This is a genomic window from Amycolatopsis nigrescens CSC17Ta-90, assembly GCF_000384315.1.
Classification (GTDB): Bacteria; Actinomycetota; Actinomycetes; order Mycobacteriales; family Pseudonocardiaceae; genus Amycolatopsis; species Amycolatopsis nigrescens.
In genome coordinates this window covers 3182501-3205457 of the sequence record NZ_ARVW01000001.1, presented here as the reverse complement: position 1 = coordinate 3205457, position 22957 = coordinate 3182501, and the positions used below count along the sequence as shown (strand labels likewise).

Sequence of the window (22957 nt, the reverse complement as noted above, 5' to 3'; positions counted from 1 at the left end):
GTGTGGAAATAGTGAGTATCCGTACTCGCCGGTTCCCCCGGTGTTCTAGACGTTGGTGATCTCGTCGATCAGGGCTTCCACGTCGAAGTGCTCGTGTTCGGTGCCGAGCGGGACCAGGTCCAGGGTGGCCTGGACGAACTGGGCCACGTCCTCGCGCTCGAACTCGATCAGTGCGTAGCCTTCCGGCGACTCGATCTCGAGGAACAGGATGTCCTCGTCGGCGGCGAGGTCGGGGCGCAGCCGGACGTCGCCGATCCCGGTCGGCTCGACCAGCCCGTCGGCCAGCAGCTCGCGGGCGAAGGTCCACTCGACCCAGCGGCCGCGCTCGGTGCGGAACGCGACGTTCACCGCGAACGGCTCGCCGGCGAGGAACGAGAGCCGGGAGAGAACTGGCACGCTGCTGCCATTCATGGAAACGAACTGGTTCTGGTGTACGGCGTCGGTGTGCACGGCTTCTCCTCGCGGTGCTCCTGGTTCGCATCGAGGCGAACGAGTCGGTCACGGTGGAGAGGCGCGGTACGGCCACTCGTGATGCGAAGTCCCCCGCATTCACGCGATCCGGTGCATCAAGGCGCGATCAGTAACACCCAGTGTGACCTGCGGCTACGTACCGTTGAGTGGCACGGTCAGGCCGACCTTGACCCGATCCATCGCGACGCTGGTGGTGAAGTGCCGGACGTTCGGGTTGTCGAAGAACATCCGCCGGGTGAACTCCTCGAAGTCGGTCATGTCGCGGCAGTTGACCACCAGCACGAAATCGGCCGCCCCGGTCACGTAGTAGCACTGCTGCACCGCGGCGTCGGCGAGCACCTGGCGGCGGAAAGCGTCGATCACCTCGATCCGCTCCCGCTCCATCTCCACCGTGACGATGAAGGTCATCGGCAGGCCCAGCGCCTTCGGGTCGAGCACCGCGACCTCGCGGGCGATCACCCCGCACTGGCGCAGCCGCTTGATCCGCCGCTGCACCGCGGCTGCGGACAGCCCGACCTGGCTGCCGATGGTCTCGGCGATGATGCGGGAGTCGTTCTGCAGCCGGTCGAGGATCGCGTAGTCCACCGAGTCCAGGTCGGGTGTGTGCACCTCGCCAGGGTACTGACGATCATCCGCCGACGCTCAGACCAAAGTGGACTCAGCGGCGTCGTTCGACCGGTGCTGTGAAGGTGTAGGTGGTACCACCGCGCCCGGCCGGGGTGATGCTGAAGAATTCCAGGTATGCGGGCACTGCTGGTCGAACGCCTGCCGCGGGCTGGAAGCGCGGCGAAGTACTCCCTGGTCAACGTGGGGGTGGGGCTCGGCTGCATGCTGGCCACCCCGCTGCTGCTGTTCTCGGCGGCGCTCTGCATGGTCGGCGTCGGTTTCCTGATCATGCCGCAGGAGCTGCAGGTGCTCGGCCGGTTCGCGGACTTCGAGCGGCACCGGGCCGGGGAGCGGCTCGGCAGGTCGATCTCCGGGCACGGCGTCCGGGGAAAGGGCCTCGGCGCCCTGCTCGCCGAGCCGCGTACCCGCCGCGACCTGGCCTGGACGCCGGTGCAGATGGTGACCGGCTCGACGCTCGGCATCCTGGGCCTCGGGCTCGCGCTGCTGCCGCTGATGTCGCTGGCCGCGATCGGGCTGTGGTGGCTGTTCCCGGCCGACGCGCCGGTGACCGTGCTGGCCAACATCCCGGTGAACAGCTGGTCGAGCGCGGTGTACGCCGGGGTCCCGATGTTCCTGATCTCCGTGGCGCTGATGCTGTACGGGCTGCCGTGGCTGGCCGACCTGAACGCCAAACTCAGCGCGGCGATGCTGGCGCCGTCGGAGAAGGAGGAGCTGGCCGAGCGGGTGGAGACGCTGCGGGAGAGCAGGGCCGGTGCGGTGGACGCGCACGGCGCGGAGCTGCGCCGGATCGAGCAGGACCTGCACGACGGCACCCAGGCGCGGCTGGTGTCCATCGCGATGCGGCTCGGGCTGGCCGAGCGGCAGCTGGCCAAGGACCCGCAGTCGGTGGCCACCCTGCTGGCCGAGGCGCGCGCGGGCGCCGAGGACGCGATGACCGAGCTGCGGGACACCCTGCGCACCATGTATCCGCCGATCCTGGCCGACCGGGGGCTGGACGGGGCGTTGTCCGCGGTGGCCGCGCGCTGCCCGCTGCCGGTCGAGCTGACCGTCGGCGAGCTGGGCACGGTGGCCGCGCCGGTGGAAGCGGCCGCCTACTTCGTGGTGAACGAGGCGCTGACCAACGTGGTCAAGCACGCGGCGGCGACCAGGGCCGAGGTGACCGTGTTGCGGGACGGTGACCTGCTGCGGGCGCAGATCGAGGACGACGGGCAGGGCGGGATCGACGAGACAAGGGGCACCGGCATTCCCGGCATGCGACGGCGGCTGGCCGCGCTGGACGGTTCGCTGTGGGTGACCAGCCCGGCGGGCGGCCCGACCATGATCGTGCTGGAGTGCCCGTGCGCATCGTGATCGTCGAGGACAACGTGCTGCTGGCCGAGGGCCTGCGGCTGCTGGTGGAGACCGCCGGGCACGAGGTGGTGGCCAGGGTGGAGACCGCGGAGGCCTTCGTCGAGGCGGCCGCCGAGCTCCGGCCCGACGTGTCCATTGTGGACGTTCGACTGCCGCCGACCTTCCGCGACGAAGGGATTCACGCCGCGCTCCGCGCCCGGCGGCAGCAGCCGGGCATGCCGGTGCTGGTGCTGTCCCAGTACGTCGAGGAGACCTACGCCGGCGAGCTGCTTTCGGACGGCCAGGCCGGGGTGGGATATCTGCTCAAGGACAGGGTGGCCAGGGTGGAGGAGTTCCTGGAGGCGCTGGCGCGGGTGGCCGCCGGCGGCACCGCGCTGGACCCCGAGGTGATCGGCCAGCTGCTCACCAGACGGCACGACCCCCTGTCCGGGCTGACCCCGCGGGAACGCGAGGTGCTCGGGCTGATGGCGCAGGGTTATACGAATGGGGAAATCGCCGGAAAACTCGTGGTCACCGACCGGGCCGTGCACAAACACGTGGGAAATATCTTCGGCAAGCTCGATTTGCCGCCCAGCGATTCCGGGCACCGGCGAGTGCTCGCGGTGCTGGCCTACCTGCGTTGATATACGCGAGGGTAGCTCACATTGAGACGTAGGCCACATTGATTGAGGTCTACCGATAAGTAGCGCATACAAGTGAGGGGCGCGCCGGTTCTGCCCATTTCGGAAGCTGCCCCTTCGCCGGCTCGGTACAGGAGATTCAGTGTTCATGCAGTACCCGCGTCACGCCGCGGTGCTTGCCGGCGTCGGCGGTTGGCTACCCCCTCGGGTGGTGGACAACCACGAGCTCTCGCAACGACTGGACACCTCCGATGAGTGGATCAGGACCAGAACCGGGATCAGGCAGCGGCACATCGCCGCCCCCGGTGAGTCCACAGTGGACATGGCGGTGCGGGCCGGCGGCAGGGCCATCCGCAGCGCCGGGATGACCGAGGTGGACGCGCTGGTGCTGGCCACCGCCACCCCCGATCAGGTGTGTCCCGGCAGCGCGCCGCAGGTGGCCAGCGGGCTCGGCCTCGGCGGGATCTTCGCGCTGGACGTGAACGCGGTGTGCAGCGGTTTCGTCTACGCGCTGGCCACCGCGGCCGGGCTGATCGCCACCGGGGTCGCCGGCCGGGTGCTGGTGATCGGCTCGGACACCTTCTCCACCCTGGTGCACCCGGACGACCGCAGCACCGTGCCGATCTTCGGCGACGGCGCCGGCGCGGTGGTGCTGCGGGCGGGTGAGCCGGACGAGCCAGGTGCGCTCGGCCCGTTCGACCTGCACAGCGAGGGCGAGCTGGCCGACCTGCTGGTGGTGCCCGCCGGTGGTTCGAAGCAGCGCACTTCTGCTGATCCGCACGACTACTTCCTGTCCATGCAGGGCACCCGGGTTTTCCGGCTGGCCAACGCCCGGATGGCCGAGTCCACCCGTGCGGTGCTGGACCAGGCCGGGCTGAGCGTGCACGAGGTGGACCGGTTCGTCGGGCACCAGGCCAACGTGCGGATCCTGCAGGCGGTGGCCAAACAGCTCGGCCTGCCGCCGGAGCGGCTGGTGGTGAACATCGAGCGGACCGGCAACACCAGTGCCGCGTCCATCCCGCTGGCACTGGCCGACGCCTGCTGCGACGGCAGCCTGCGCTCCGGTCACCTGGTCGTGCTGAGCGCCTTCGGGGCCGGCCTGACCTGGGGGTCCACCGTGCTGCGCTGGCCGGACATCAAGCTCTCCGAGTAACTACTTCCGCCGGGTTATGACGACCGGCTTGACCTCGGTGGGCACCTGGTCGAAGGCCGACGCCGGCACGCCGAAGGTCGCGGCGAGCACGTCGCGCGGGATCGAGTTCAGCGAGCCCATGATGCCGATGTCGTCGTTCGGCTCGATCGAGCTGGTGTTGAACACCACCAGCACCTGCAGCGGCTGCTCCCCGGCGTTCTCGAAATAGTGGAAGAAGCCCTGGGGGATGAACACCAGATCGCCCTGCTCGGCGGTGAACACGTCATTGTGGTAGCCGCCGTCCGCGTGCGTCCCCAGAATTGTCCACTTCGCCTTGCCGGAGATGATAAATGTCAGTTCCCACGCGCTCGGGTGCCAATGCGGCTCGCGAATTCCGCCGACCTCGAGCGTGACGAAGTAGACCGAGCCGTTCTGCCCGGCCAGTACCGGGAAGTTCTGTTCGTGCGCCCCGCGCAGCGAACCGCCGTCGTACTCGGATGGCGCCGAGGTGGTGAGCGGGAACAGGTGCGGCGAACCCTGCTGGGCGGGTTCGGTGGCAGCGGCGGGCGCATTCCCGCCACCGGCCATCGCGGCTCCGATAACTCCGGCACCGGTGCCGAGTGCGGTTCGCCGGTTCATTTCAGGCATGGGCGATTTTCCCTTTTCTGCGGGGCTACCTACCTGGCCATTCTTCCGAAAACCGTGGGTGTTTCAAGGGAAACTGATTCACCCGATCAGTCACACCAGGCGCCGGTCGGCTCGGTGCGGCCGCGCAGCTGGATGCTCGCGTGCCACCGCCAGTGCGCGCGTTCCCCGCCGTCGCAGGCGTCCACCACCGCGTCGCTGGCGAGGATCCGGTTCGGCACCGCTTTGGCGTTTTCGGTCAGCCTGGCCGCCTCGTTCACCGGATCGCCGATCACGGTGTACTCGAACCGGCTGCTGGTGCCCAGCTGCCCGGCGAACACCCGGCCGGAGGCCACCCCGATGCCGAGGTCCAGCTCGCCGTCCTCGCGCACCGCGTCACGGATCGCCCGCGCGGCCGACAGGGCCGCGGTGGCGGGGTCGGCCAGCCGGGTCGGCGCGCCGAACACGCACAGCGCGGCGTCGCCCTGGAACTTGTTCACCAGCCCGCCGCGCGCGTCCACCGCGGCGACCACGCTGGCGAACAGCCGGTTGAGCTTGTGCACCAGCTCTTCCGGCGGGGTGCGGGCGGCCAGCGCGGTGGAGTCGACCACGTCCACGAACAGCGCGGTCGCCTCCCGCACGTCACCGGAGAGCGAGGCGCCGAACTCCAGCGCGTGCTGGGCCACCTCGGTGCCGACGTGCCTGCCGAACAGGTCCCGCATCCGGTCCTGCTCGCGCAGCCCGGTGACCATGTCGTTGACCGACGCCTGCAGCATGCCGATCTCGCTGGCGTCGTCCACCGGCACTCGCACGTCCGTGCGGCCGCGGGTGACCTGGCCGAGCACCAGCCGCAGCCGGTGCAGCGGGGCGGCCACCGCACGGGCCAGCAGCCCGGTGCCCGCCGCGCCGAGCACCAGGCCGACCACGGCCAGCAGCACCAGGGTGGGCTTCGGGTCGGTGTGCGAAAGGTCCGGCGGCAGGACCGCCAGCAGCACCCCGAGCAGCGGCACGCCGCTGGCCAGCGCCCAGGTCAGCACCAGCCGGCGCAGCACGGTCACCGGCAGCGAACCGGTCGGCGGCCGCACCTCCAGCGCCAGCGTCATCACCGGCCTTGCCACCCGTTCCGCGGCGAGGTAGGTCAGCCCGACCGTGGTCAGCCCGCCGAGCGCGATCACCAGCGCGACGCCGAGCGCGTCCATGGCCGAGCCGAGTACCGCGGTGATGGTGCCGAGCAGCACGGTGCCGATCAGCCAGAGCGTGCCGCTGACCACGGCCATGTCCACCGGCAGCCGCAGCGCGCGGTGCGCCTCGGCTTCGGTGGGATGTCTGCTGAGCAGGAACCAGATCGCGGTCCGGCGTTGCAGCCAGGCCGTCCAGATGGACCCGCTCACCGCCGAGACGGCGATGTACCCGCCCGCGGCAGCGACCAGCACCCAGCTGCGGTCGCCCACCTCCGCCGGGATGCCCTGGAGCAGGAGCAGCAGCGCGACCACCCCGGCCCCGCAGACGCTGGAGCCGATGCCGAGCGCGGCGAACCCGAGACTGGTGCGCAAGGCGAGCCGGAACCTCGCCGGAAGCCTGATGCCGCGCACCCCATGATCGTATGGTGTCGTGAGTGAAAAGTGTTGTCCCGGCAACACTTTTCACTCACGATCCGACCGCCTTCGCCAGCTCGGAACGGCTCATCTTGGACCGGCCCTTGACGTCCAGCTCGCGGGCCAGGTCGAGCAGCTCGTTCTTGCTCAGCTCGGCCGGATCCGGCGTGGACCGCCGGCCGCGCGAGGACCGGCCGCGCACACTGCGAGACAGCGCGTCGAACAGGTCGACCACCTTGGTCGGCTCACCTGGCTCGGTCTCCGGAGTCACCGTGCGGCCCGCCTTCTTGTCCTCGACCAGTTTGTGCACCCGCTCGGTGTAGGTGTCGCGGTACTCGCCGGGCCGCCACGGTTCGGTCATCGAGTCGATCAGGCTGACCGCCATGTCCAGCTCCTTGGCCTTGGCGCTGGTCTTCTTCGGCTTCTTCGGCAGTTTCGCCGCGTCACGGATGTCCTCGGCGAAGTGCAGGGTGTCCAGCACCAGCACGCCGCCCGAAGCGCGCACCGCGGCCAGATACTCCTTGCCGCGCATGACAAAGGTCGCGATCCCGGCTTTGTCGCTCTGCTCCATCGCCCGCACCAGCAGCCCGTAGGACCGGTCGAACTCCTCCTTGCCGGGAGCCAGCCAGTACGACTTCTGGAAGTACATCGGATCGATCTCGGCCAGGCCGACGAACGCGTCGATGTCGATGGTGCGCGACCGGCCGGGTGCGATCTGATCCAGCTCCTCCGGCTCGACCAGCACGTAGTCCCCGTCGTCGAGCTCGTAGCCCTTGACGATGTCGCCGAAGTCGACCTCCTTGCCGGTGCGCTCGTTCACCCGGCGGTACCGGATCCGGTCCGAGGTGCCGCGCTCGAACTGGCGGAAGTGGATCGTGTGGTCCTCGGTCGCGCTGTACAGCTCGACGGGCACGGTCACCAGGCCGAAGTTGACCGCTCCGGACCAAATCGGTCTGGCCACTGTGTCCTCCCTGTCCTCCCTGTCCCCCCCCTGTCCTTACGGGCTCAGGGCGGTTGTACCCGCGGCGCGGGAGATCAAAACCGGTAGTGCAGCAGCTGGCCCATGTCGCGCAGCGGCGGAATCCAGCGCAGCAGCTTCAGCTGGGTCCGCGCGGTGACGGAGAGCTGACCCGCGCCGGCCTGGTCGGCGAAGTCCGCCCCGCCCAGCCGTTCGACGAGTTTCAGGCCCAGTTCCGCCAGCTCGTGCGGGCCGTCCACGCCCCAGCTCAGGGTGGCGCCGGCCCGGCGGACCACCGGGTTGAGCTTCTGCAGCTTGATCCCGGCGTTGCTGTAGGTGTCGAACATCATCTCGCCGGACCCGAAATGCTCGATCAGCTTGCTGAGCAGCGCCTTGCCGCCGGCCGGGTCCAGGTACATGGTCAGTCCCTCGGCGACGACCAGCACCGGTCCCGTCGCGGGCACCTGGTCCACCCAGGTCAGGTCGGTCACCGAGGAGCCGATCGTGTGGTAGCCGGGCCGCTCCGGGTAGAGCCGGCCGCGTACGTCGATGGTCTCCGGGTAGTCCACGTCGTACCAGCGGACGGTCGGCGGCGGGTCGATCCGGTACACCCGGCTGTCCATCCCGCAGCCGAGGTGCAGCACCGTGGCGTCGGGCTCGCGGTGCAGGAAATCGCCGGCCCAGTCGTCGAAGACCCTGGCCCGCATGGCGACGGAAAGCGCCTGGTCGCGGTTCATCCGGAACTTGCCGAAGTCGTAGTCGATCTTGCGCACCGTGTCCTCGGCGGTCGGGTCGCCGAGGATCGGGTGAGCGAGGCGGTTGTCCATCGCCCGGCCGTACAGCGTGGCCAGCATGGTCGACTGCTCTTCGGTGAAGTGGACCTTCTCCACGGTCGCCCCCTTCGCGAGTTTTACAAACTTATGAAAACTCTAGCGCGAAGGGGTCGAGTTGGCACGCCTGCGATAGGCGCGGGTCTTCATCCGGTTGCCGCAGCCGGCCGTCGAGCACCAGCGGGCGTTGTGCGGTTTCGAGTGGTCGTAGAAGATCCAGCCGCAGTCCGGTGCCCCGCATGCCTTCATCCGGAGCCAGGTGCCGTCGGCCGCAGCCAGCACGACCGCGGCCAGCAGCTCGGCCAGCGGATCGCCGGTGAGGCCGACGCCCGCGGGTCCGAGCTGCGCGCGCAGCGGGCATTCGGGGAACTCGACGGTCTCGGGGGCCGGTTCGCCGGTCCGGTTGGTCACCGCCGCGGCCCGCAGCGCCCGGCGCAGTCGCCTGGCCGCCCGTTCGTCCTCGATGTCGTGCTCGGTCAACCATTCCGGCAGGTCGTCGCTGGGCTCGAGGTCGCCGAAGCTGCGCTCGTCCAGGGTGTTCATGAAGTCGAACACGCCGATCAGCGGCTCGGGCACCGAGTGGAACTCGGCCGCCGGGACCGCGTGGTTCCAGGCCATAGCAACACCACCTAACGGCTTTACTATACGCTGACACCAGTAAATCATTTTGATGGTGTCACGAGGGAGAGTCATGACCGGGAAGAACGCACTAGTCACCGGGGCGAGCAAGGGGATCGGCCTGGCGGTGGCCAGGGCGCTGGTGGACGAGGGCTACCGGGTGGCGGCCGGGGCGCGCACCATCACCGCCGAGCTGAAGGAGGCCGCGACGCTCACGCTGCCGGTCGATCTGTCCACTTCGGACGGCCCGGGGCGGTTGGTGGAGGCGGCGCTGGCCGAGTTCGGCGAACTCGACCTGCTGGTGAACAACGCCGGCGGGGCGCCGTCGATGGCCGGCGGTTTCCTCGGCATCGACGATGAAGGCTGGCGGCAGGCGCTGGACCTGACCCTGATGAGCACCGTGCGCGCGACCAGGGCCGCGCTGCCGAGCATCCTCCGGCGACGCGGCCACGTGATCAACATCGGCTCGGTGAACTCGCGGCTGCCGCTGCCGCACCTGCTCAACTACGCGGCGGCGAAAGCCGCGCTGGCGAACCTCGGCAAGGGGCTGGCCGAGGAGTTCGGGCCGCAGGGGGTGCGGGTCAACACCATCTCGCCGGGGCCGGTGCTCACCTCGGTCTGGGCCGAGCCCGGTCTCGTCGGGGACGTGCTGGCCAAGAAGGCCGGGGTGCCGCTGGACGAGTTCCTGGACCAGCTGCCCGCCGTGAACGGCGTGTCCACCGGCGCGTTCGCCGCGCCGGAGGAGGTGGCCGCGTTGGTCGTGTTCCTGGCGTCCGGCAAGGTGCCGAACATCAGCGGCTCGGACCTGGTGATCGACGGCGGCATGCTCAAGCAGGTCTGACTCACCGGCGCCGCACCCTGGCCAGCCAGGCCGGCAGTTCGACGCCGGGGCCCTTGTACTCGGTCAGCCGCAGGTCTTCGAGGACCCAGCCGTCGCCGAACGCGTCGCGGATCACCGAGTCGCTGATCTGCGGTCCGTAGCCGGGTCCCTGGTCGGACAGGGCGAGCACGTGCACCACCGCGCCGGGGCGGCAGATCCGGTGCAGGCTTCGCACGTACTTGGCGCGATCTTCGTCGCCGAAGATGTGGAACAACGCGCTGTCCACAATGGTGTCGTACTTCGGTTCGTCGGCGGGGTTCAGCGCATCGGCCACTTCGAACCTGGCTTCGACCCCGTATTCGGCCGCGCGGGCACGGGCCTGGTCGATCGCCGGTGCCGAGTAGTCGCTGCCGAGCACGTCGTAGCCGAGCCGGGCCAGGTGGATGGTGTTCTCCCCGGCGCCGCAGCCGGGATCGAGCACCTTGCCGCTGATCCGGCCGTCGCGTTCCAGCTCGACCACGGCCGGCTGGGGCTCGTCGATCACCCAGGGCGCCGTCCCGGTCCGGTATGCCTCGTCCCAGACCGAGTCCTTGGCCAGTTGTTCCTGCGCTTCTGCGAGATCTTCTTCGGTCGGGGCGTCGTCCTGGGTCAGCTTGAGCCGCCAGTGGCCGGTGAACTCGATCGACGACTTGGGCACGCCGCGCTCACCGACGAGGTGGCGGCGCAGGGTGCGGACCATGCCCGCCTCACCGGCGACCCAGGCGAACACCGGCCCCGGCCCGAATTCCGCGGCACGGACGGCTTCCACCAGCAGGTCGCTGTGGCCGGCGGCGACATCGCCGCGGGGCAGCCAGCGGACGGTCACGTCCCCGGCGGTTTCGAACGGCTGCTCTTCGGCCGCATCCGCGATTTCTATACAGGCCAAGGCTTTGCTGCCCTCGGGCAGTGATTCGAGAATGGCGCTGATCGCCGGGATGGCCGTTTCGTCCCCGGCCAGCAGGAGCGAGCCGGACTGGTGGATGGAGGTGGCGAGCGGGGTCGGCCTGGTGAAAAGGGGAGAGGGGCCGAATATGCCGAGCACATCGCCGGGCTTGGCGGCCAGCGCCCATCGGGTGGCGGGCCCGGCGTCCTCGTGCAGCACGAAATCGATGTCGATGCTCCCCTGGCGGTGCGCGCGGATCGTGTAGCTGCGGGTCCAGGGCTGCTCGGTTTCGGGAATGGCGTTGAACTCCTGGTACCAGCCCATGAAGTCGCCGTCCTGGCTCGGCTCCGGCAGCCGGGGCGCGGACTGGCCGGGTTTGGGGAAGTACAGCTTCACCTGCTGGTCGGGCTCGGTGCGGCCGAAGTCGGCGAGGTCGTCCCCGCCGAAGGTGATCCGTGCCATCCGAGGGGTGACCCTGGTGATGGCGGTGACTTCGATGTACCGGACCGGCAACTTCTCCATCTATATCCTTACGCCGTAAACTGATGTCTCGGCCAGGTTACTTTACGTTGTAAGGAGATGCAACCGCGAAGCGGCGCGAAGGGCTGCGAAGGGCTGCGAAGGGATTTCACCACCCGCAAGCCCGCATCCGTTGTGGTGAACCGCGGGCATGGAACGCGCCCGGTCGCCGGTTTCCGTTCTAGCTTGCTGGGCATGGGTACGAGGGAGTCCTGCGCTCGCGCGAGGCAGCTGGGCAACGAACTGCGCCGGGTACGGGAGAAGTCCGGCATGACCGGTCACGCACTGGCACTGGCCATCGGCTGGCCCGCGAGCAAGATCTCACGCATGGAAAGCGGCAAGCGCCTCTCCTCCGAGGTAGAAGTCGCCATCTACTTGTCGAAATGCGGCGCTCCGCGAGAAGTCCTGAACCGGTTGCTGGCGCTCGCGCGGGAGACCGACGACGGTTTCCGCCTGCAGAGCCATCACGACCATCTGCCGGACACACTGGTGTCGCTGGTCGGGATCGAGACCACCGCGGACGCGCTCATCACCTACGAGCCGGGTCTCATTCCGGGGATCCTGCAGACTGAGGGTTACGTGCGGGAATTGCTCCTCTGGGGCCGCAGAGGGCTGAAGACCGAAGGTTATGAAGTGCGGGTGGATGCCCGCTTGGCGCGGCAGCAGATCCTGAAGAGGCGGTGGCCGCCCCGGGTGGATGTGTACATCCATGAGAACGCGCTGCGCGGAGTGGTCGGCGGGATGCGGGTGATGCACGACCAGGTCATGCATCTGGCGATGCTCTGCGCGCAGCCGAGGATCGGTCTCCGGGTGATCGAATCTTCGGTGCCCGGCGGGATCTTCGGCTCTGGCTTCACCGTGACGAGGTGGGCCGAATACCGTCCGGTCGCGTATGTCGAAGGCCATGCGGCGAGCATGTTCCTGGAGGAGCCGGAGGAGCTTCGGGTGTACCGCGACCTCATCGGTGAGCTAGGTGTGCATGCCCTCAACGAGCGTGACTCCTGGGAGTGGCTGGTCGGCCTGGCCTCCGAATACGACCGCCCCGACCCGCAGCCCGCACGCCCGTAAGGGGCAAAAAGCCGGCTATTTGCCTTCGGAGAGGCCGGCGCGAAGGGTTTCGAGGGTGCGGGCGAGCAGTCGCGAGACGTGCATCTGCGAGACACCGATCCGCTCGGCGATCTGCGTCTGCGTCATGTTGTGCACGAAGCGCAGCGCGAGGATTTGCCGCTCCCGCTCGGGTAGCCGCTCGACCAGCGGTTGCAGCACCTCGTGGTTCTCCACGCCTTCCAGGCCGGCGTCCTCTTCGCCGAGGGTGTCGCCGAGTGCGAGGTTGTCGCTGTCCGCGGAGAGCACTTCGTCCAGCGACGTGGAGTTGTACGCGTTGCCCGCTTCCAGGCCCTCGTAGATCTCGTCCTTGCTCAGCCCGAGATGCTCGGCCAGCTCGCTCGGTGTCGGCGCCCGGCCGAACCGCTGCGAAAGCGTGGTGCTCGCGGTGCTGATCGAAAGATGCAGCTCCTTGAGCCGCCGCGGCACCCGCAGCAGCCAGCCGGTGTCCCGGAAATGCCGGCGCACCTCGCCCATCACGGTCGGCACCGCGAAGGACAGGAAATCCGAGCCGCGGCCGGCGTCGAACCGGTCCACCGCGTTGATCAGCCCGACCGTGGCCACCTGGACCAGATCTTCCTTGGCCACCCCGCGGCCGGAGAACCGCTGCGCGATGTGCTCGGCGAGCGGCAGGTGACCGGTGACCAGGCGGTCCCGGAGCACGGCTCTTTCCGGGTCGTCGGGTTCCAGCGCCGCGAGTTCCTCGAACAGGGGCGTCAAATGCTGGTACTCGTTCGAGGAAGCGGTGGCAGCGAAGCCGCTCACGCTCCGACCACCGGCTTTCTCTTGGCCAGCTCGATGTGCACCAGGTTGCCGACTCCGTTGCTGGTGACCCACCCGTCCGCCGAGTCGGTCAACGTGGTCAGCACCCGCCACCCGAAGGTCGCGGTGCTCGGCGCCTCCGACCGGTTCGACACCACCGCGCCGGTGAACCGCAGCTCGCCGTCGCGGATGACGAACCGGCAGACCATCGTGCTGCCGGGTAGCGCGCTGGTGATCAGGGTGGAGCAGGCTTCGTCCACGGCCAGCCGCAGATCCGCGATGGCGTCGAGGTCGAAGTCCGCGCGGGTGGCCACCGTGCCCGCCACCGAGCGGATGATCGGCAGATGCACCAGATCCGCGCCGAGGCGCAGTTCGATGTCGTCGTGTGCGCCGATGTCGTTCGACGGCGGGGATGGCCGTTCGTTCACTTGCACCTCGCCGTTCCGGTCTGCTCTCGCTCGGCTCATGATGCCCTGATCAGCGCCCCAGTGCGTCCTGTAGTTGCTTTTTCGTCATTTTCGAGCGGCCCTTGATGTTCCGCTTCTTCGCGTCGTTGTAGAGCTGTTCCCTGGTCGGGCCGCCGGGTCCCTTGCGGTTCCCGGAACGCTCACCACCGCGTTTCTGCGGCGACTTGTCCCGCAGCGACGTCCTGCTGGCCTGCTGCGACTCGCCGGTGCGGGCGCGGTTCTTGTTGACCGTCCTGGCCGCGATCTCCTCGGCGCGGTCCTCGCTGGCACCGCGTTTCTGCTGGCCCGACTTGATGTGCTCGTACTGGCGCTCACGCTTGTCGCCCCACGCTTGTTGTGGCATCACGCACCTCCCGTTCGACCGCCGGATTACCCCGGCTCCACCTCCGCCAAACCTGCTGGTGAGCCGGTCGCGTAGGCCAGGGACGCCAGGACGACCACCTTCGCCACGGCCAGTTCCGCCTCGGATCGCGGGCCGTACAGCATCACCACGTTGATCTCCGGCGAGTAGAGCGGATGCCGCTCGCCCCAGCCCTTGGCCAACAGCTCGCGCTGGTCGTCCGGCGACAGCGCCAGGTGCAGGCTGCCGTCCACGTGCACATGCGCGAACTCGGCGTCGCGCCGCGGCGGCAGCAGGACCCCGGCCGCCGGCACGCGGCCGTCCAGGAAGAAGGCCAACGAGCCGGGTTCGGAGATCTCGCTCGGCCGGATCACCGTGCCGGGCAGCGAAACCGTCATCCACCGCCGGAGCGAATCGATCAGTTCCGCCGGGGCGGTCTGGCTGAGCTGGACATGGGGGACGGCGGAGCCGGTCCGCGGCCGTTCGCCGCTGCGTTCGGGAAGTTCCATGCCCGCGAAGCTAGCATCGTCAGTATAGTAGGTACCTAGGAGAAACTGGCTTTCACCTGGGGAAGTGACGATGTACGAGGACGCGTGCCCGGTCAGTCCGGTGGTGGACCTGGTGTTCAGCCGCTGGACAACGCCGATCCTGTGGGCGCTGCGGGAACACGGCCGCCAGCGGTTCACCGAGTTGCACCGGCGGCTGCCCGCGATCACCGCCAAGGTGCTCACCCAGCGGCTGCGGCAGCTCGAACGTGACGGACTCATCACCCGCGAGCACCACGCCGAGATCCCGCCGAGGGTGGAGTACGAGATCAGCGAGCTCGGCCGCAGCCTGTCGCCGGTTTTCGCGGCGCTGGTGCGTTGGTCCGACGAGCATCTGGCCAGGGTCGAGGACGCCCGGAGCGCGTACGACGCGAGTGTTTGACTAGCCACATCGCGTCGCATGCGTGCCCGGCGTTGCCTACTGTGCGGCTGGTGAGCGCACGATGACGTGGTGGCATGCGGTGATCATCTTCATCGCTGGAGTGTGGGCCGGGACGATCAACACGGTGGTCGGCTCGGGCACCCTGGTCACCTTCCCGGTACTGGTCGCGCTCGGGTATCCGCCGCTGACCGCGACGACCTCCAACGCGATCGGGCTCGCGCCGGGCACGATCAGCGGCGCGATCGGCTACCGGCACGAGCTGACCGGCTACTGGCCACAGATCGCCAGGTACGCCGTCGCTTCCTTCCTCGGCGCCATCGGCGGCACGGTCCTGCTGCTGTCGCTGCCGAAGGACGCCTTCGAGACGGTGGTGCCGGTGCTGGTCGGGCTGGCCGTGGTGCTGGTGATCGTGCAGCCGAAGGTGGCCGGCTGGGTGGCGCACCGACGGCAGCGGGCCAACGGCTCGGCGGATTCGGCGGACCCGGTGGATTCGCGCGCCACGGGTGGCCCGCTGCTGATGTTCCTGATCTTCCTGGTCGGCATCTACGGCGGCTACTTCACCGCCGCTCAGGGCGTGATGCTGGTCGCGATCATGGGCATGCTGCTGAACGAGACCCTGCAGCGGCTCAACGGGATGAAGAACGTGCTCTCCGCGGTGGTGAACGTGGTGGCCGGCACCATCTACGCCTTCATCGCGCCGGTCAGCTGGCCGGTGGTTGGCCTGCTCGCGGTCGGCTCCACCATCGGCGGCCAGCTCGGCGCGAAGATCGGCAGGCGGCTTTCGCCCACCGTGCTGCGCTGGCTGATCGTGGTGGTCGGCGTGGCCGCCGTGGTGCAGCTCCTGCTCGACTGACGTCGTGAGTGGAAAACGTTGCCCCGGCAACACTTTCCACTCACGACCCGCTACCTGCGGAAAGAGCGTGCCACCTCGAGGAACTGGTCGTTCTCGGCCGGTGTGCCGATGGTGACGCGCACGCCGTCGCCGGCGAACGGGCGCACCACGATCTTGTGGTCCATCGCGTGCTCGGAGAACTCGAGCGCCCGCTCGCCCAGCGGCAGCCAGACGAAGTTCGCCTGCGTCTCGGGTACCTCGAAACCGGCTGCCAGCAAGGAGTCCCGCACCCGCACCCGTTCGCCGACGATCTCCTTGCAGCGTTCGAGCAGCTCACCGGCGGCGTCCAGGGACGCGATCGCCGCGGCCTGCGCGAGCGCGTTCACGCTGAACGCCACGTAGACCTTGCGCACCGCGTCGACCACGTATTCCGGCCCCGCCGCGTAGCCGACGCGCAGCCCTGCCAGCCCGTACGCCTTGGAGAAAGTCCGCACCACCACCACGTTCGACCGCTCGCGGGCGAACTCCATACCGTCCGGCACGTCGGGGTCGGTGACGAACTCGTGGTACGCCTCGTCCAGCACCACCAGCACGTTCGACGGCACCGCGTCCAGGAACCGGACCAGCTCGGCGCGCCGCACCACGGTGCCGGTCGGGTTGTTCGGGTTGCAGACGAAGACCACCTTGGTGCGCGGCGTGATCGCGGCCAGCATCGCGTCCAGGTCGTGCACGTGCGCGTCGGTCAGCGGCACCCGGACGCTGTTCGCGTTCGCCACCTGCGTCACGATCGGGTAGGCCTCGAACGACCGCCAGGCGAACAGGGCCTCTTCGCCTGGCTCGCACAGCGCCTGCACGATCTGCTGGCACAGCGAGACCGAACCGCAACCGACCGCGATCCGCTGCTCCGGCACGTCCAGCTCCCGCGAAAGCCGGCTGACCAAGGCCTGCGCACCGAGATCCGGGTAGCGGTTGACCAGCGCCGCCGCCTGCGCGATCGCCGCGGCCACGCTCGGCAGCGGTCCGCCCGGAACTTCGTTGCTGGCCAGCTTGATCGCGCCGGGCACCGTGCGTCCCGGCACGTAGCTCGGCAGTGAGACCAGGTCGGCGCGGGTCGGAACGGCGGGCGTACCGGGCATGGCAGGGCTCCTCTTGATCGAAGGGGTGCTGAAAGGCACGGTATACGTCGCCGCGCACGCCTTCTCGTGTTCACCCTCTGGTGGTTGAGTAGGTACATGACGCAGACGCACATCGATGACTACCAGCATGCCGACGGAACGGCACTCCGCCTGACCTTCGCCGAACCCGAAGGCGCGGTTCGCGGCGGTCTGGTCGTGCTGCACGAGGGCGAGGGCGTCACGGACGGGGTCCGGTTGCTGGTGGCGAGCCTAGCCGGGGAAGGCTGGCTCGCGGTCGCGCCGCACATGGGCGCGGGTGCGGGGACGCTGACCCGTGACGACATCCTGGCCGCCACCGACCTGACGCTCGCCTGGCTGCTGGAGCGCGGGGTTCAGGCCGATCTGCTCGGCGTCGTCGGGTTCGACCTCGGCGGTACGGCGGCACTGGTGGTGGCCTCCAACCGCAGGCTGGGCGCGGCGGTCAGCGTCGGCGGGCAGGGCGGCAAGGAGCTGCCCGCGCTGGTGGAGATCGCCGGCAAGCTGACCAGTCCCTGGCTCGGCATCTACGGTGACGCGGGCGACGACCTCGGCGGGGCCGAGGTGGAGCGGCTCCGGGACGCGGCGTCCACCTCCGGCGTGGTGACCAACGTGGTGCGCTATCCGGGTGCGAATCACCGTTTCGACGCCGATCCCGGCGCGGCCGTGGAAGCCTGGCACCGCACACTCAACTGGTTCGACGCGCATCTGCGTTAGAAGGCACCAACGGGGGTATCGATGGTCCGGCGGACCGCGGGCGGGAGCGGGGTGGTGCTCTCGCACCTGGAGTTCGACCTGCTCTGGGAAGACCTCGATACCGGCGAGCCGCCCTATCCGATCTCGGTCGCGTCGCACGGCGCCACGGTGGACGAGCGTGACGCGCTCGCCGAGCAGGTCTACGCCGGCCTCGAACAGGACGAGCAGCTCGACGACGACGTCGACGAGCTGCTGAACCGACTGGTGCGCCCCGAGTTCTCGGTGGACGTGCAGCTGATGGCGGACGAGTCGCTGCAGGTGCTGGCCGCGACGCGCGGCGGCCCCGCTGCACCCGGCGTGTTCGCCGTGCTCAGCGAAGCCGAGCTGGTGCTGGAACCGTTGCCGGGGAACGGTTTGCTGCCCGCGGTCGCCGGACTGCTCGGAGAGCTCGCGCCAGGGCCGGGCGCCCCGGTGAGCATGCCGAGGTCGGCCTACTCGGCCGCGATGGGCGGCTTCGTGCGCAACGGCTACGGCGGGTTCGAGGCCGCGCTGGCCGCGGCCGGCGTCACCGGTAGCGCGGTGCGGGCGGTGGCCACGCTGGTGGAATCCCGGCGGACCGCGGCCGGGCAGCTGGCCGCGAACGGCCCCGGTGGCCGTCGCTCGCCGGTGCTGAACCTGTTCGACACCGAGGCCGGGCGCTACCTGGTCACCCTGTCCGGCGGTACCGAGCAGTGGGTGACCGTGGAGCCGGCCGACCAGCGCCGGATCATGCAGCGGCTGACCGAGCTCCTCGAAGACGTGACGAGTGTATGAAAAACGTCACTTAGCGTCCGCCGGCTCGGTACAGTCAGGCCCGGGGAGGAGACGTCATGACACAGAAGAAGCCCGAAAGCACACCCGCTGCCTTCGTGCAACAGACCTCCGCCGGCTTGGCGCCGGTGGCGGCCGGGATGGCGGTCGTGCGGCACAACGCCCAGTCCGGCGCACTGCGGCTGGAGGAAGGCGCGGCCCAGGATCTGCTCGAGGCACTGCACGAGGCGAAGCTCAAGGTTGCCACCCTGGTCGACGAGTCGGCCGAGCTGGACGTGCCGCTGCGCCTCGGGGACAACTTCGTCGGTCAGACGATGAGCGGACGGCTGCAGGAGGCCGCGTCCGGCGGTACCGACGCCGCGCTGCCGGTGCTCGATCAATTCCGCCAGATGCTGGCCGACCTGGAGTTGACCGTGCGGGCCGCGGCCGGGCTCTACCAAACCGCGGACGACCAGGCGCTGCAGGACATCAAGCGGGCGGCCGAGAATGTCGGGATGACCGAGGCGCTCGAGGTGACCGAATGACGGACTTCCACTGCCTGCCCTATCCACCGCTGGAACCGGAGCCGGACGGCGACGAGCTGTCCAGCCCGGTGGACTGGATGACCTACTCGCACCGCGAGCTCTACAACATGGTGCACCGCGGGATCGACCTGGCCGGTGCGACCGCGGTGGCCGCGCAGTGGGCCAAGGTCGGTGACGTGCTGGACGAGGTCGGCGCGTCCCTGCGCCGGGCCGCGGACGCCTCCCAGCACGGCTGGGACGGGCTCGCCGCGGACACCGCGCGCACCACCATGGACCGGCTGGTCACCTGGACGGGCGACAGCGGTGACCTGGCCAAGGACGTGAGCGGCTGTGTCAGCCGCCAGGCCGACCTGGCGGAGACCGCGCGGCGCAGCATGCCGGAGCCGCCGGGGTTCAACCTGCCGGACCCCGGCCCGCACCCGAACCCGGGGCCGGCGCCGCCGCCGCGGTTTCCGCGGACGTTGCCCGTGCCGCAGACCGGCGGCACCTCGGCGATGTCGGCTTCTTCCGGCTCGTTCTCCTCCGCCGAGTCGATCATCGCCGATCCAGGGCCGGACCGGGAGCGCTCGCAGCAGCTGCACCAGCAGGCGGCCGGGGTGATGCGGAAGCTGCAGAACGAGTCCAGCGAGATCTACAGCACGGTGCCGAGCTTCCGGTCGCCGAACGCGACCAGCGTTCTTTCCGAGCCGGAGCCACCGCCCGCTGAACCGCCGGAGCCGCCCACCGAAGACCCCGGGCAGACCACCACCTCCAGCGTCGAGTCGGGTCCGGTCGCCACCCCGGCCCCCGGTTCGCCCGCGGCCGGTACGCCGAACCAGCCCGCGCCCGGCGCGGTGCTCGGCAACGCGCCAGGGCACGGCACCGGCGAACAGCTGGGGCAGGGCAACAAATCCGGCCTCGGTGCCGGTCAGCAGCCCGCCGCCGGTTCGGCGGCCGCGGCCGCCGCCGCGCAGCGCGGTGCGATGCCGGGTATGGCCGGGATGCCGATGGGCGCCGGAATGGCACCCCGCCAGGACGACGAGGAGCGCAAGCTTCCGTCGTACCTCCAGGAGGAGTCCGACTTCTGGCAGGTGAACGGACCCGTGGTTCCGCCCGTGCTCGGTGAGCGAGACAACTAGTGCGAGATTCAGAGTCCGGTTGGATCCGGCTCCATCCCGGCGAGTTCTTCCTGCTCTGGTCCTCACTCGGCCTCGGTGAGCCACCCGCGGTGCTCGGCATTCCGCATATCGGCCGGACCAGAGCGGCCCGCGCCGAGTTCGAGCGGACCGCGGACGCCGGGCTGTCCGAGCGCGAGCTCGGCACGGTCTCCCGGCCGGACCGCGACCTGGCCGGGATGCTGCGCGCGGTGGCGGGGGCCGACGTGCTGCTGGACATGTCCGCCGAGTGGGCCGGCCCGGAGTTCCGGGCGGTCGGAGCGGTGCTCGGGCAGCAGTGCGTCACGGTCGGCGTGTCCGGTACCGAGCTGCGGATCGGCCCGGTCCGCGGCTCCGCGCTGGTGTCCACCATGCTGGCCGCGGTGCCGGAGCTGCCTGCCGGTCACGGCGCACCCGCCAACGTGCGGGCCGCGGACTACGCGGCGGCCTGCGCCGCCGGTCGCCGCGACGGCACGAACGGCTTCTCGGACTCCCTGCGGTCCGCCGGGCTGCGGCCGGCGGAAGTGAACACGCTGGTGCGGGCGGTGACCGGACGGGCAGGTGGCGGGCAGTTCGGCGGCGGTTGCCGCGGCCGGGGCGGGCGCTGGTCGCGGGGCGCGGGCTCGGTCAACTGGGTGGACACCGAGCAGGGCAGGTTCGCTTTGTCCCGCACCGGGGACTGGGTCACCGCGACCCCGGCCGACCCGGCAAGGTTGCGCACCATGGTCGAGCAGCTGGCGGCCGATCTGATCGGCTAGCCGGGGCCGTCCCGGGGACTAGAGTCCAAGGCCATGACCACTGCTGGCGACACCCCCGAACTGCTATGGAAGCCCGCGCCGAACCGGGTCGCGGACACCAAGATCGAGGCTTTCCGCGAGTGGCTGCGCGCCGAGCGCGAAGTGCGGGTCACCGACTACGCGGAGCTGCACGAGTTCTCGGTCGGCTCACCGGAAGGGTTCTGGAGCGGGATCACCGAGTTCCTCGGCGTGCGCTGGCACGACCGGCCGTCGCAGGTGCTCGTGGACAAGAGCATGCCGGGTGCCCGCTGGTTTCCCGGCGGCACGCTGAACTACGCCGAGCACGCGCTGGGCGCCGGGGTCGCCGGTGCGGCGAAGGCGGACGACGAGCTGGCGGTGATCTTCCACCGCGAGGACGGGCTGACCAGCCAGCTCACCTACGGCAAGCTGCGGGCACAGGTGGCCGCTGCCCGGGCCGGCCTGGTGTCGCTGGGGGTCGGCAAGGGCGACCGGGTGGTCGCGCTGGCGCCGAACTGCCCGCAGACGCTGGTCGCGTTCCTCGCCGCGGCCAGCCTCGGCGCCATCTGGTCGTCCTGCTCCCCGGACTTCGGGGCGCGGGCGATCTCGGACCGGTTCACCCAGATCGAGCCGAAGGTGCTCATCGCCGTCAACGGTTATGTCTACAATGGACGATGGTTCGACACCAGGACCACGGTGGACCAGCTGCGCGCGGAGATCCCGTCGCTGACCGCGACCGTGTTGGTGGACTACGCCGGCGGCGGACTGCCGGACACCACGGACTGGGACGAGCTGCTGGCCGCGCACGACGGCGCGGACCTTGCCTTCGAGCCGGTCGAGTTCGACCACCCGCTGTGGGTGCTGTACTCCTCGGGCACCACCGGGCTGCCGAAGGGCATCGTGCACGGGCACGGCGGGATCGTCGTGGAGCACCTCAAGGCACTCGCCCTGCAGTGCGACCTCGGGCCGGGCGAGCGGTTCTTCTGGTTCACCACCACCGGCTGGATGATGTGGAACTTCCTGATCTCCGGGCTGCTGGTCGGTTCCACGATCGTGCTGTTCGACGGCAGTCCCGGTCATCCGGACCTGAACGCGTTGTGGAAACTGGCCGAACAGCACCGGGTCACCTACTTCGGCACCTCCGCGCCGTTCATTCAGAGCTGCCTCAAGGCGAAGCTGCGGCCCGCCGTCGAACACGACCTCTCCGCGCTGCGCGCGCTCGGGGCCACCGGTTCGCCGCTGAGCAAGGAGGGCTTCCGCTGGATCGCCGACGAGATCGACCGCGGCGTGCAGATCTGCTCGGTCTCCGGCGGCACCGATCTGTGCACCGCCTTCGTCGGTTCGGCCCCGGACGTGCCGGTGTGGCTGGGGGAGTTGTCGTGCGCCTCGCTCGGCGCCGCGGTCGCCGCCTACGACGAGGCCGGCAGGCCGGTCGTCGAGCAGGTCGGTGAGCTGGTGATCACCGAGCCGATGCCGTCCATGCCGGTGTACTTCTGGCACGACCCGGACGGGACGCGGCTGCGGGAGGCCTACTTCGAGGACTACCCGGGGGTGTGGCGGCACGGCGACTGGATCCGGATCACCGGCCGCGGCTCGGCGGTGATCTACGGCCGCAGCGACTCCACGCTGAACCGCGGCGGGGTGCGGATGGGCACCGCCGAGTTCTACCGGGTGGTGGAGGGCTACGACCAGGTCGCCGACTCGCTGGTGATCGACACCTCGGGCGCCGGGAATGAAGACGGCCAGTTGCTGTGTTTCCTGGTGTTGGTACCGGGCGTGGAGCTGTCCGATGTGGAGCCGGCGCTGCGCCGGGAGCTGCGTGGGGCCCTTTCGCCGCGACATGTACCCGATCGGTTCGTGGTGGTCGATGCGGTACCGCGCACGCTCAACGGTAAGAAGTGTGAGGTACCGGTGAAGAAGATCCTCTCCGGTGTCGCGCCGGAGCGGGCGGTGAGCTTGGACGCGTTGGCCAACCCCGGCGCGTTGCGTCCCTTCGTCGAGCTGGCCGGAGGGAGTTAGGGGAAAGACATGCGGCGACTGGGCTCGCCTGAGGCTTGGTGAGCGAGCAGACCGCGGTCACCACGCGTTGGCGGATGGCCGGCGCCGCTTCGGTGCGGGCGATCACCTGGGTGACCAGGCTGGTCGGGCTGGCCGCGGTGGCGTCGGTGCTGTTCCCGGTCGCGCGGCGCGGGCTGCGCAGCCATGTTGCCGAGTGGCTCGGTCTCCCGCAGGACGCCACCACCGCGGCGGCCGTGGTGCTGCTGGTGACCGGGGTCCTGCTGGTGCTGCTGGCCGCCGGGCTGCGCCGCCGGAAACGCCGGGCCTGGCAGCTCGCGGTGCTCTCCTCGGCCCTGCTCGTGGTTTCCCACG

General features: G+C 69.7%; 27 protein-coding genes (1 of these 27 only partly in view). 14 read left to right on the top strand and 13 right to left on the bottom strand.

Annotated elements, in window-relative coordinates; translation table 11 throughout:
• Nucleotides 1–45: 45 nt before the first annotated feature.
• Together AMYNI_RS0114930 and AMYNI_RS0114925 are read right to left on the bottom strand one after the other, a co-directional pair.
• Nucleotides 46–450: an SsgA family sporulation/cell division regulator gene (locus AMYNI_RS0114930; protein WP_020668824.1), complete on the bottom strand. Its 405-nt coding sequence runs from the start codon at nucleotides 448–450 to the stop codon at nucleotides 46–48.
• A gap of 153 nt (nucleotides 451–603) precedes the next feature.
• Nucleotides 604–1080 (bottom strand): Lrp/AsnC family transcriptional regulator, encoded by a 477-nt coding sequence (locus AMYNI_RS0114925; RefSeq protein WP_020668823.1) that lies wholly within the window; start codon nucleotides 1078–1080, stop codon nucleotides 604–606.
• A 132-nt stretch (nucleotides 1081–1212) separates the two neighbouring features.
• Between AMYNI_RS0114925 and AMYNI_RS0114920 the strand changes: the two genes are divergently transcribed.
• The 3 genes from AMYNI_RS0114920 to AMYNI_RS0114910 all read left to right on the top strand — a co-directional run bounded on the left by AMYNI_RS0114920 (nucleotide 1213) and on the right by AMYNI_RS0114910 (nucleotide 4221).
• On the top strand, nucleotides 1213–2448 hold the full coding sequence (locus AMYNI_RS0114920) for a sensor histidine kinase (protein ID WP_020668822.1): 1236 nt from the start codon (nucleotides 1213–1215) through the stop codon (nucleotides 2446–2448).
• The gene (locus tag AMYNI_RS0114915; protein WP_020668821.1) at nucleotides 2436–3071 is read left to right on the top strand and encodes a response regulator; all 636 of its coding nucleotides are present in this window, start codon (nucleotides 2436–2438) and stop codon (nucleotides 3069–3071) included. Before AMYNI_RS0114920 ends, AMYNI_RS0114915 begins: the two co-directional genes overlap by 13 nt.
• Before the next feature lie 145 nt (nucleotides 3072–3216).
• Nucleotides 3217–4221: a beta-ketoacyl-ACP synthase III gene (locus AMYNI_RS0114910; protein ID WP_051116510.1), complete on the top strand. Its 1005-nt coding sequence runs from the start codon at nucleotides 3217–3219 to the stop codon at nucleotides 4219–4221.
• Here AMYNI_RS0114910 and AMYNI_RS0114905 read toward each other — a convergent pair whose 3' ends face one another.
• The 5 genes from AMYNI_RS0114905 to AMYNI_RS0114885 all read right to left on the bottom strand — a co-directional run bounded on the left by AMYNI_RS0114905 (nucleotide 4222) and on the right by AMYNI_RS0114885 (nucleotide 8825).
• The gene (locus AMYNI_RS0114905; protein ID WP_026360466.1) at nucleotides 4222–4848 is read right to left on the bottom strand and encodes a cupin domain-containing protein; all 627 of its coding nucleotides are present in this window, start codon (nucleotides 4846–4848) and stop codon (nucleotides 4222–4224) included.
• 86 nt (nucleotides 4849–4934) lie between these two features.
• On the bottom strand, nucleotides 4935–6416 hold the full coding sequence (locus AMYNI_RS0114900) for an adenylate/guanylate cyclase domain-containing protein (RefSeq protein WP_020668818.1): 1482 nt from the start codon (nucleotides 6414–6416) through the stop codon (nucleotides 4935–4937).
• Between the two features lie 55 nt (nucleotides 6417–6471).
• On the bottom strand, nucleotides 6472–7380 hold the full coding sequence (ku, locus tag AMYNI_RS0114895; protein WP_020668817.1) for a non-homologous end joining protein Ku: 909 nt from the start codon (nucleotides 7378–7380) through the stop codon (nucleotides 6472–6474).
• Nucleotides 7381–7454: 74 nt separating this feature from the next.
• On the bottom strand, nucleotides 7455–8267 hold the full coding sequence (locus tag AMYNI_RS0114890) for a class I SAM-dependent methyltransferase (protein WP_020668816.1): 813 nt from the start codon (nucleotides 8265–8267) through the stop codon (nucleotides 7455–7457).
• A gap of 39 nt (nucleotides 8268–8306) precedes the next feature.
• Nucleotides 8307–8825: a CGNR zinc finger domain-containing protein gene (locus AMYNI_RS0114885; RefSeq protein WP_020668815.1), complete on the bottom strand. Its 519-nt coding sequence runs from the start codon at nucleotides 8823–8825 to the stop codon at nucleotides 8307–8309.
• A 73-nt stretch (nucleotides 8826–8898) separates the two neighbouring features.
• Here AMYNI_RS0114885 and AMYNI_RS0114880 point away from each other — a divergent pair, with 73 nt between their 5' ends.
• Complete coding sequence (locus AMYNI_RS0114880) at nucleotides 8899–9666, top strand: SDR family oxidoreductase (protein ID WP_020668814.1); 768 nt, start codon at nucleotides 8899–8901, stop codon at nucleotides 9664–9666.
• A 1-nt stretch (nucleotide 9667) separates the two neighbouring features.
• Here AMYNI_RS0114880 and AMYNI_RS0114875 read toward each other — a convergent pair whose 3' ends face one another.
• A complete protein-coding gene (locus AMYNI_RS0114875) occupies nucleotides 9668–11089 on the bottom strand; it encodes an SIP domain-containing protein (protein WP_020668813.1) in 1422 nt (473 codons plus the stop codon).
• A gap of 57 nt (nucleotides 11090–11146) precedes the next feature.
• On the opposite strand from AMYNI_RS0114875, the gene AMYNI_RS0114870 reads away from it, so the two are divergent.
• Nucleotides 11147–12154 carry a Scr1 family TA system antitoxin-like transcriptional regulator gene (locus AMYNI_RS0114870; protein ID WP_084628377.1) on the top strand — a complete coding sequence of 336 codons (1008 nt, stop codon included), beginning with the start codon at nucleotides 11147–11149 and terminating at the stop codon, nucleotides 12152–12154.
• Nucleotides 12155–12169: 15 nt separating this feature from the next.
• Here the strand turns inward: AMYNI_RS0114870 and AMYNI_RS0114865 are convergent, their stop codons facing one another.
• The 4 genes from AMYNI_RS0114865 to AMYNI_RS0114850 are packed head-to-tail and all read right to left on the bottom strand — an operon-like array spanning nucleotide 12170 to nucleotide 14268.
• Nucleotides 12170–12955: a SigB/SigF/SigG family RNA polymerase sigma factor gene (locus tag AMYNI_RS0114865; RefSeq protein WP_020668811.1), complete on the bottom strand. Its 786-nt coding sequence runs from the start codon at nucleotides 12953–12955 to the stop codon at nucleotides 12170–12172.
• The gene (locus AMYNI_RS0114860; protein ID WP_051116323.1) at nucleotides 12952–13419 is read right to left on the bottom strand and encodes an ATP-binding protein; all 468 of its coding nucleotides are present in this window, start codon (nucleotides 13417–13419) and stop codon (nucleotides 12952–12954) included. The genes AMYNI_RS0114865 and AMYNI_RS0114860 overlap by 4 nt, the downstream gene beginning before the upstream one ends.
• 10 nt (nucleotides 13420–13429) lie before the next feature.
• Nucleotides 13430–13762 (bottom strand): hypothetical protein, encoded by a 333-nt coding sequence (locus AMYNI_RS0114855; protein WP_020668809.1) that lies wholly within the window; start codon nucleotides 13760–13762, stop codon nucleotides 13430–13432.
• A 26-nt stretch (nucleotides 13763–13788) separates the two neighbouring features.
• Nucleotides 13789–14268, bottom strand: a complete 480-nt coding sequence (locus AMYNI_RS0114850; protein ID WP_020668808.1) for a luciferase domain-containing protein — start codon at nucleotides 14266–14268, stop codon at nucleotides 13789–13791.
• A gap of 70 nt (nucleotides 14269–14338) precedes the next feature.
• Between AMYNI_RS0114850 and AMYNI_RS0114845 the strand changes: the two genes are divergently transcribed.
• Together AMYNI_RS0114845 and AMYNI_RS0114840 are read left to right on the top strand one after the other, a co-directional pair.
• Nucleotides 14339–14686 (top strand): winged helix-turn-helix transcriptional regulator, encoded by a 348-nt coding sequence (locus AMYNI_RS0114845; protein WP_020668807.1) that lies wholly within the window; start codon nucleotides 14339–14341, stop codon nucleotides 14684–14686.
• 61 nt (nucleotides 14687–14747) lie between these two features.
• A complete protein-coding gene (locus AMYNI_RS0114840; protein ID WP_020668806.1) occupies nucleotides 14748–15539 on the top strand; it encodes a sulfite exporter TauE/SafE family protein in 792 nt (263 codons plus the stop codon).
• 50 nt (nucleotides 15540–15589) lie between these two features.
• Here the strand turns inward: AMYNI_RS0114840 and hisC are convergent, their stop codons facing one another.
• Nucleotides 15590–16654, bottom strand: coding sequence for a histidinol-phosphate transaminase (gene hisC, locus AMYNI_RS0114835; protein WP_020668805.1), 1065 nt, complete (start codon nucleotides 16652–16654; stop codon nucleotides 15590–15592).
• A gap of 96 nt (nucleotides 16655–16750) precedes the next feature.
• Here hisC and AMYNI_RS0114830 point away from each other — a divergent pair, with 96 nt between their 5' ends.
• The 7 genes from AMYNI_RS0114830 to AMYNI_RS0114800 form a co-directional block, all read left to right on the top strand.
• Nucleotides 16751–17386 (top strand): dienelactone hydrolase family protein, encoded by a 636-nt coding sequence (locus AMYNI_RS0114830; protein ID WP_020668804.1) that lies wholly within the window; start codon nucleotides 16751–16753, stop codon nucleotides 17384–17386.
• Nucleotides 17387–17407: 21 nt separating this feature from the next.
• Nucleotides 17408–18178, top strand: coding sequence for an ESX secretion-associated protein EspG (locus tag AMYNI_RS0114825; RefSeq protein ID WP_020668803.1), 771 nt, complete (start codon nucleotides 17408–17410; stop codon nucleotides 18176–18178).
• A 56-nt stretch (nucleotides 18179–18234) separates the two neighbouring features.
• A complete protein-coding gene (locus AMYNI_RS0114820) occupies nucleotides 18235–18699 on the top strand; it encodes a hypothetical protein (RefSeq protein ID WP_020668802.1) in 465 nt (154 codons plus the stop codon).
• Nucleotides 18696–19817: a hypothetical protein gene (locus tag AMYNI_RS0114815; protein ID WP_020668801.1), complete on the top strand. Its 1122-nt coding sequence runs from the start codon at nucleotides 18696–18698 to the stop codon at nucleotides 19815–19817. The genes AMYNI_RS0114820 and AMYNI_RS0114815 overlap by 4 nt, the downstream gene beginning before the upstream one ends.
• The gene (locus tag AMYNI_RS0114810) at nucleotides 19817–20590 is read left to right on the top strand and encodes an ESX secretion-associated protein EspG (protein WP_020668800.1); all 774 of its coding nucleotides are present in this window, start codon (nucleotides 19817–19819) and stop codon (nucleotides 20588–20590) included. Before AMYNI_RS0114815 ends, AMYNI_RS0114810 begins: the two co-directional genes overlap by 1 nt.
• Nucleotides 20591–20623: 33 nt before the next feature.
• Nucleotides 20624–22606: an acetoacetate--CoA ligase gene (locus tag AMYNI_RS0114805; RefSeq protein WP_020668799.1), complete on the top strand. Its 1983-nt coding sequence runs from the start codon at nucleotides 20624–20626 to the stop codon at nucleotides 22604–22606.
• A gap of 74 nt (nucleotides 22607–22680) precedes the next feature.
• Nucleotides 22681–22957, top strand: the start of a protein-coding gene (locus AMYNI_RS0114800; protein WP_084628673.1) for a phosphatidylglycerol lysyltransferase domain-containing protein. It continues 1400 nt past the right edge of the window; only the first 277 of its 1677 coding nucleotides appear in the window; it begins with the start codon at nucleotides 22681–22683; its stop codon lies off the right edge, out of view.

Bases quoted from the DNA above. Each gene is read 5' to 3' on its own strand.
- AMYNI_RS0114885 (WP_020668815.1), bottom strand. From the start codon at position 8,825: ATGGCCTGGAACCACGCGGTCCCGGCGGCCGAGTTCCACTCGGTGCCC.
- AMYNI_RS0114850 (WP_020668808.1), bottom strand. From the start codon at position 14,268: ATGGAACTTCCCGAACGCAGCGGCGAACGGCCGCGGACCGGCTCCGCC.
- AMYNI_RS0114910 (WP_051116510.1), top strand. From the start codon at position 3,217: ATGCAGTACCCGCGTCACGCCGCGGTGCTTGCCGGCGTCGGCGGTTGG.
- AMYNI_RS0114805 (WP_020668799.1), top strand. From the start codon at position 20,624: ATGACCACTGCTGGCGACACCCCCGAACTGCTATGGAAGCCCGCGCCG.
- AMYNI_RS0114905 (WP_026360466.1), bottom strand. From the start codon at position 4,848: ATGCCTGAAATGAACCGGCGAACCGCACTCGGCACCGGTGCCGGAGTT.
- AMYNI_RS0114920 (WP_020668822.1), top strand. From the start codon at position 1,213: ATGCGGGCACTGCTGGTCGAACGCCTGCCGCGGGCTGGAAGCGCGGCG.
- AMYNI_RS0114875 (WP_020668813.1), bottom strand. From the start codon at position 11,089: ATGGAGAAGTTGCCGGTCCGGTACATCGAAGTCACCGCCATCACCAGG.
- hisC (WP_020668805.1), bottom strand. From the start codon at position 16,654: ATGCCCGGTACGCCCGCCGTTCCGACCCGCGCCGACCTGGTCTCACTG.
- AMYNI_RS0114855 (WP_020668809.1), bottom strand. From the start codon at position 13,762: ATGCCACAACAAGCGTGGGGCGACAAGCGTGAGCGCCAGTACGAGCAC.
- AMYNI_RS0114860 (WP_051116323.1), bottom strand. From the start codon at position 13,419: ATGAGCCGAGCGAGAGCAGACCGGAACGGCGAGGTGCAAGTGAACGAA.
- AMYNI_RS0114880 (WP_020668814.1), top strand. From the start codon at position 8,899: ATGACCGGGAAGAACGCACTAGTCACCGGGGCGAGCAAGGGGATCGGC.
- AMYNI_RS0114825 (WP_020668803.1), top strand. From the start codon at position 17,408: ATGGTCCGGCGGACCGCGGGCGGGAGCGGGGTGGTGCTCTCGCACCTG.
- AMYNI_RS0114840 (WP_020668806.1), top strand. From the start codon at position 14,748: ATGACGTGGTGGCATGCGGTGATCATCTTCATCGCTGGAGTGTGGGCC.
- AMYNI_RS0114870 (WP_084628377.1), top strand. From the start codon at position 11,147: ATGCAACCGCGAAGCGGCGCGAAGGGCTGCGAAGGGCTGCGAAGGGAT.
- AMYNI_RS0114815 (WP_020668801.1), top strand. From the start codon at position 18,696: ATGACGGACTTCCACTGCCTGCCCTATCCACCGCTGGAACCGGAGCCG.
- AMYNI_RS0114830 (WP_020668804.1), top strand. From the start codon at position 16,751: ATGACGCAGACGCACATCGATGACTACCAGCATGCCGACGGAACGGCA.
- AMYNI_RS0114845 (WP_020668807.1), top strand. From the start codon at position 14,339: ATGTACGAGGACGCGTGCCCGGTCAGTCCGGTGGTGGACCTGGTGTTC.
- AMYNI_RS0114820 (WP_020668802.1), top strand. From the start codon at position 18,235: ATGACACAGAAGAAGCCCGAAAGCACACCCGCTGCCTTCGTGCAACAG.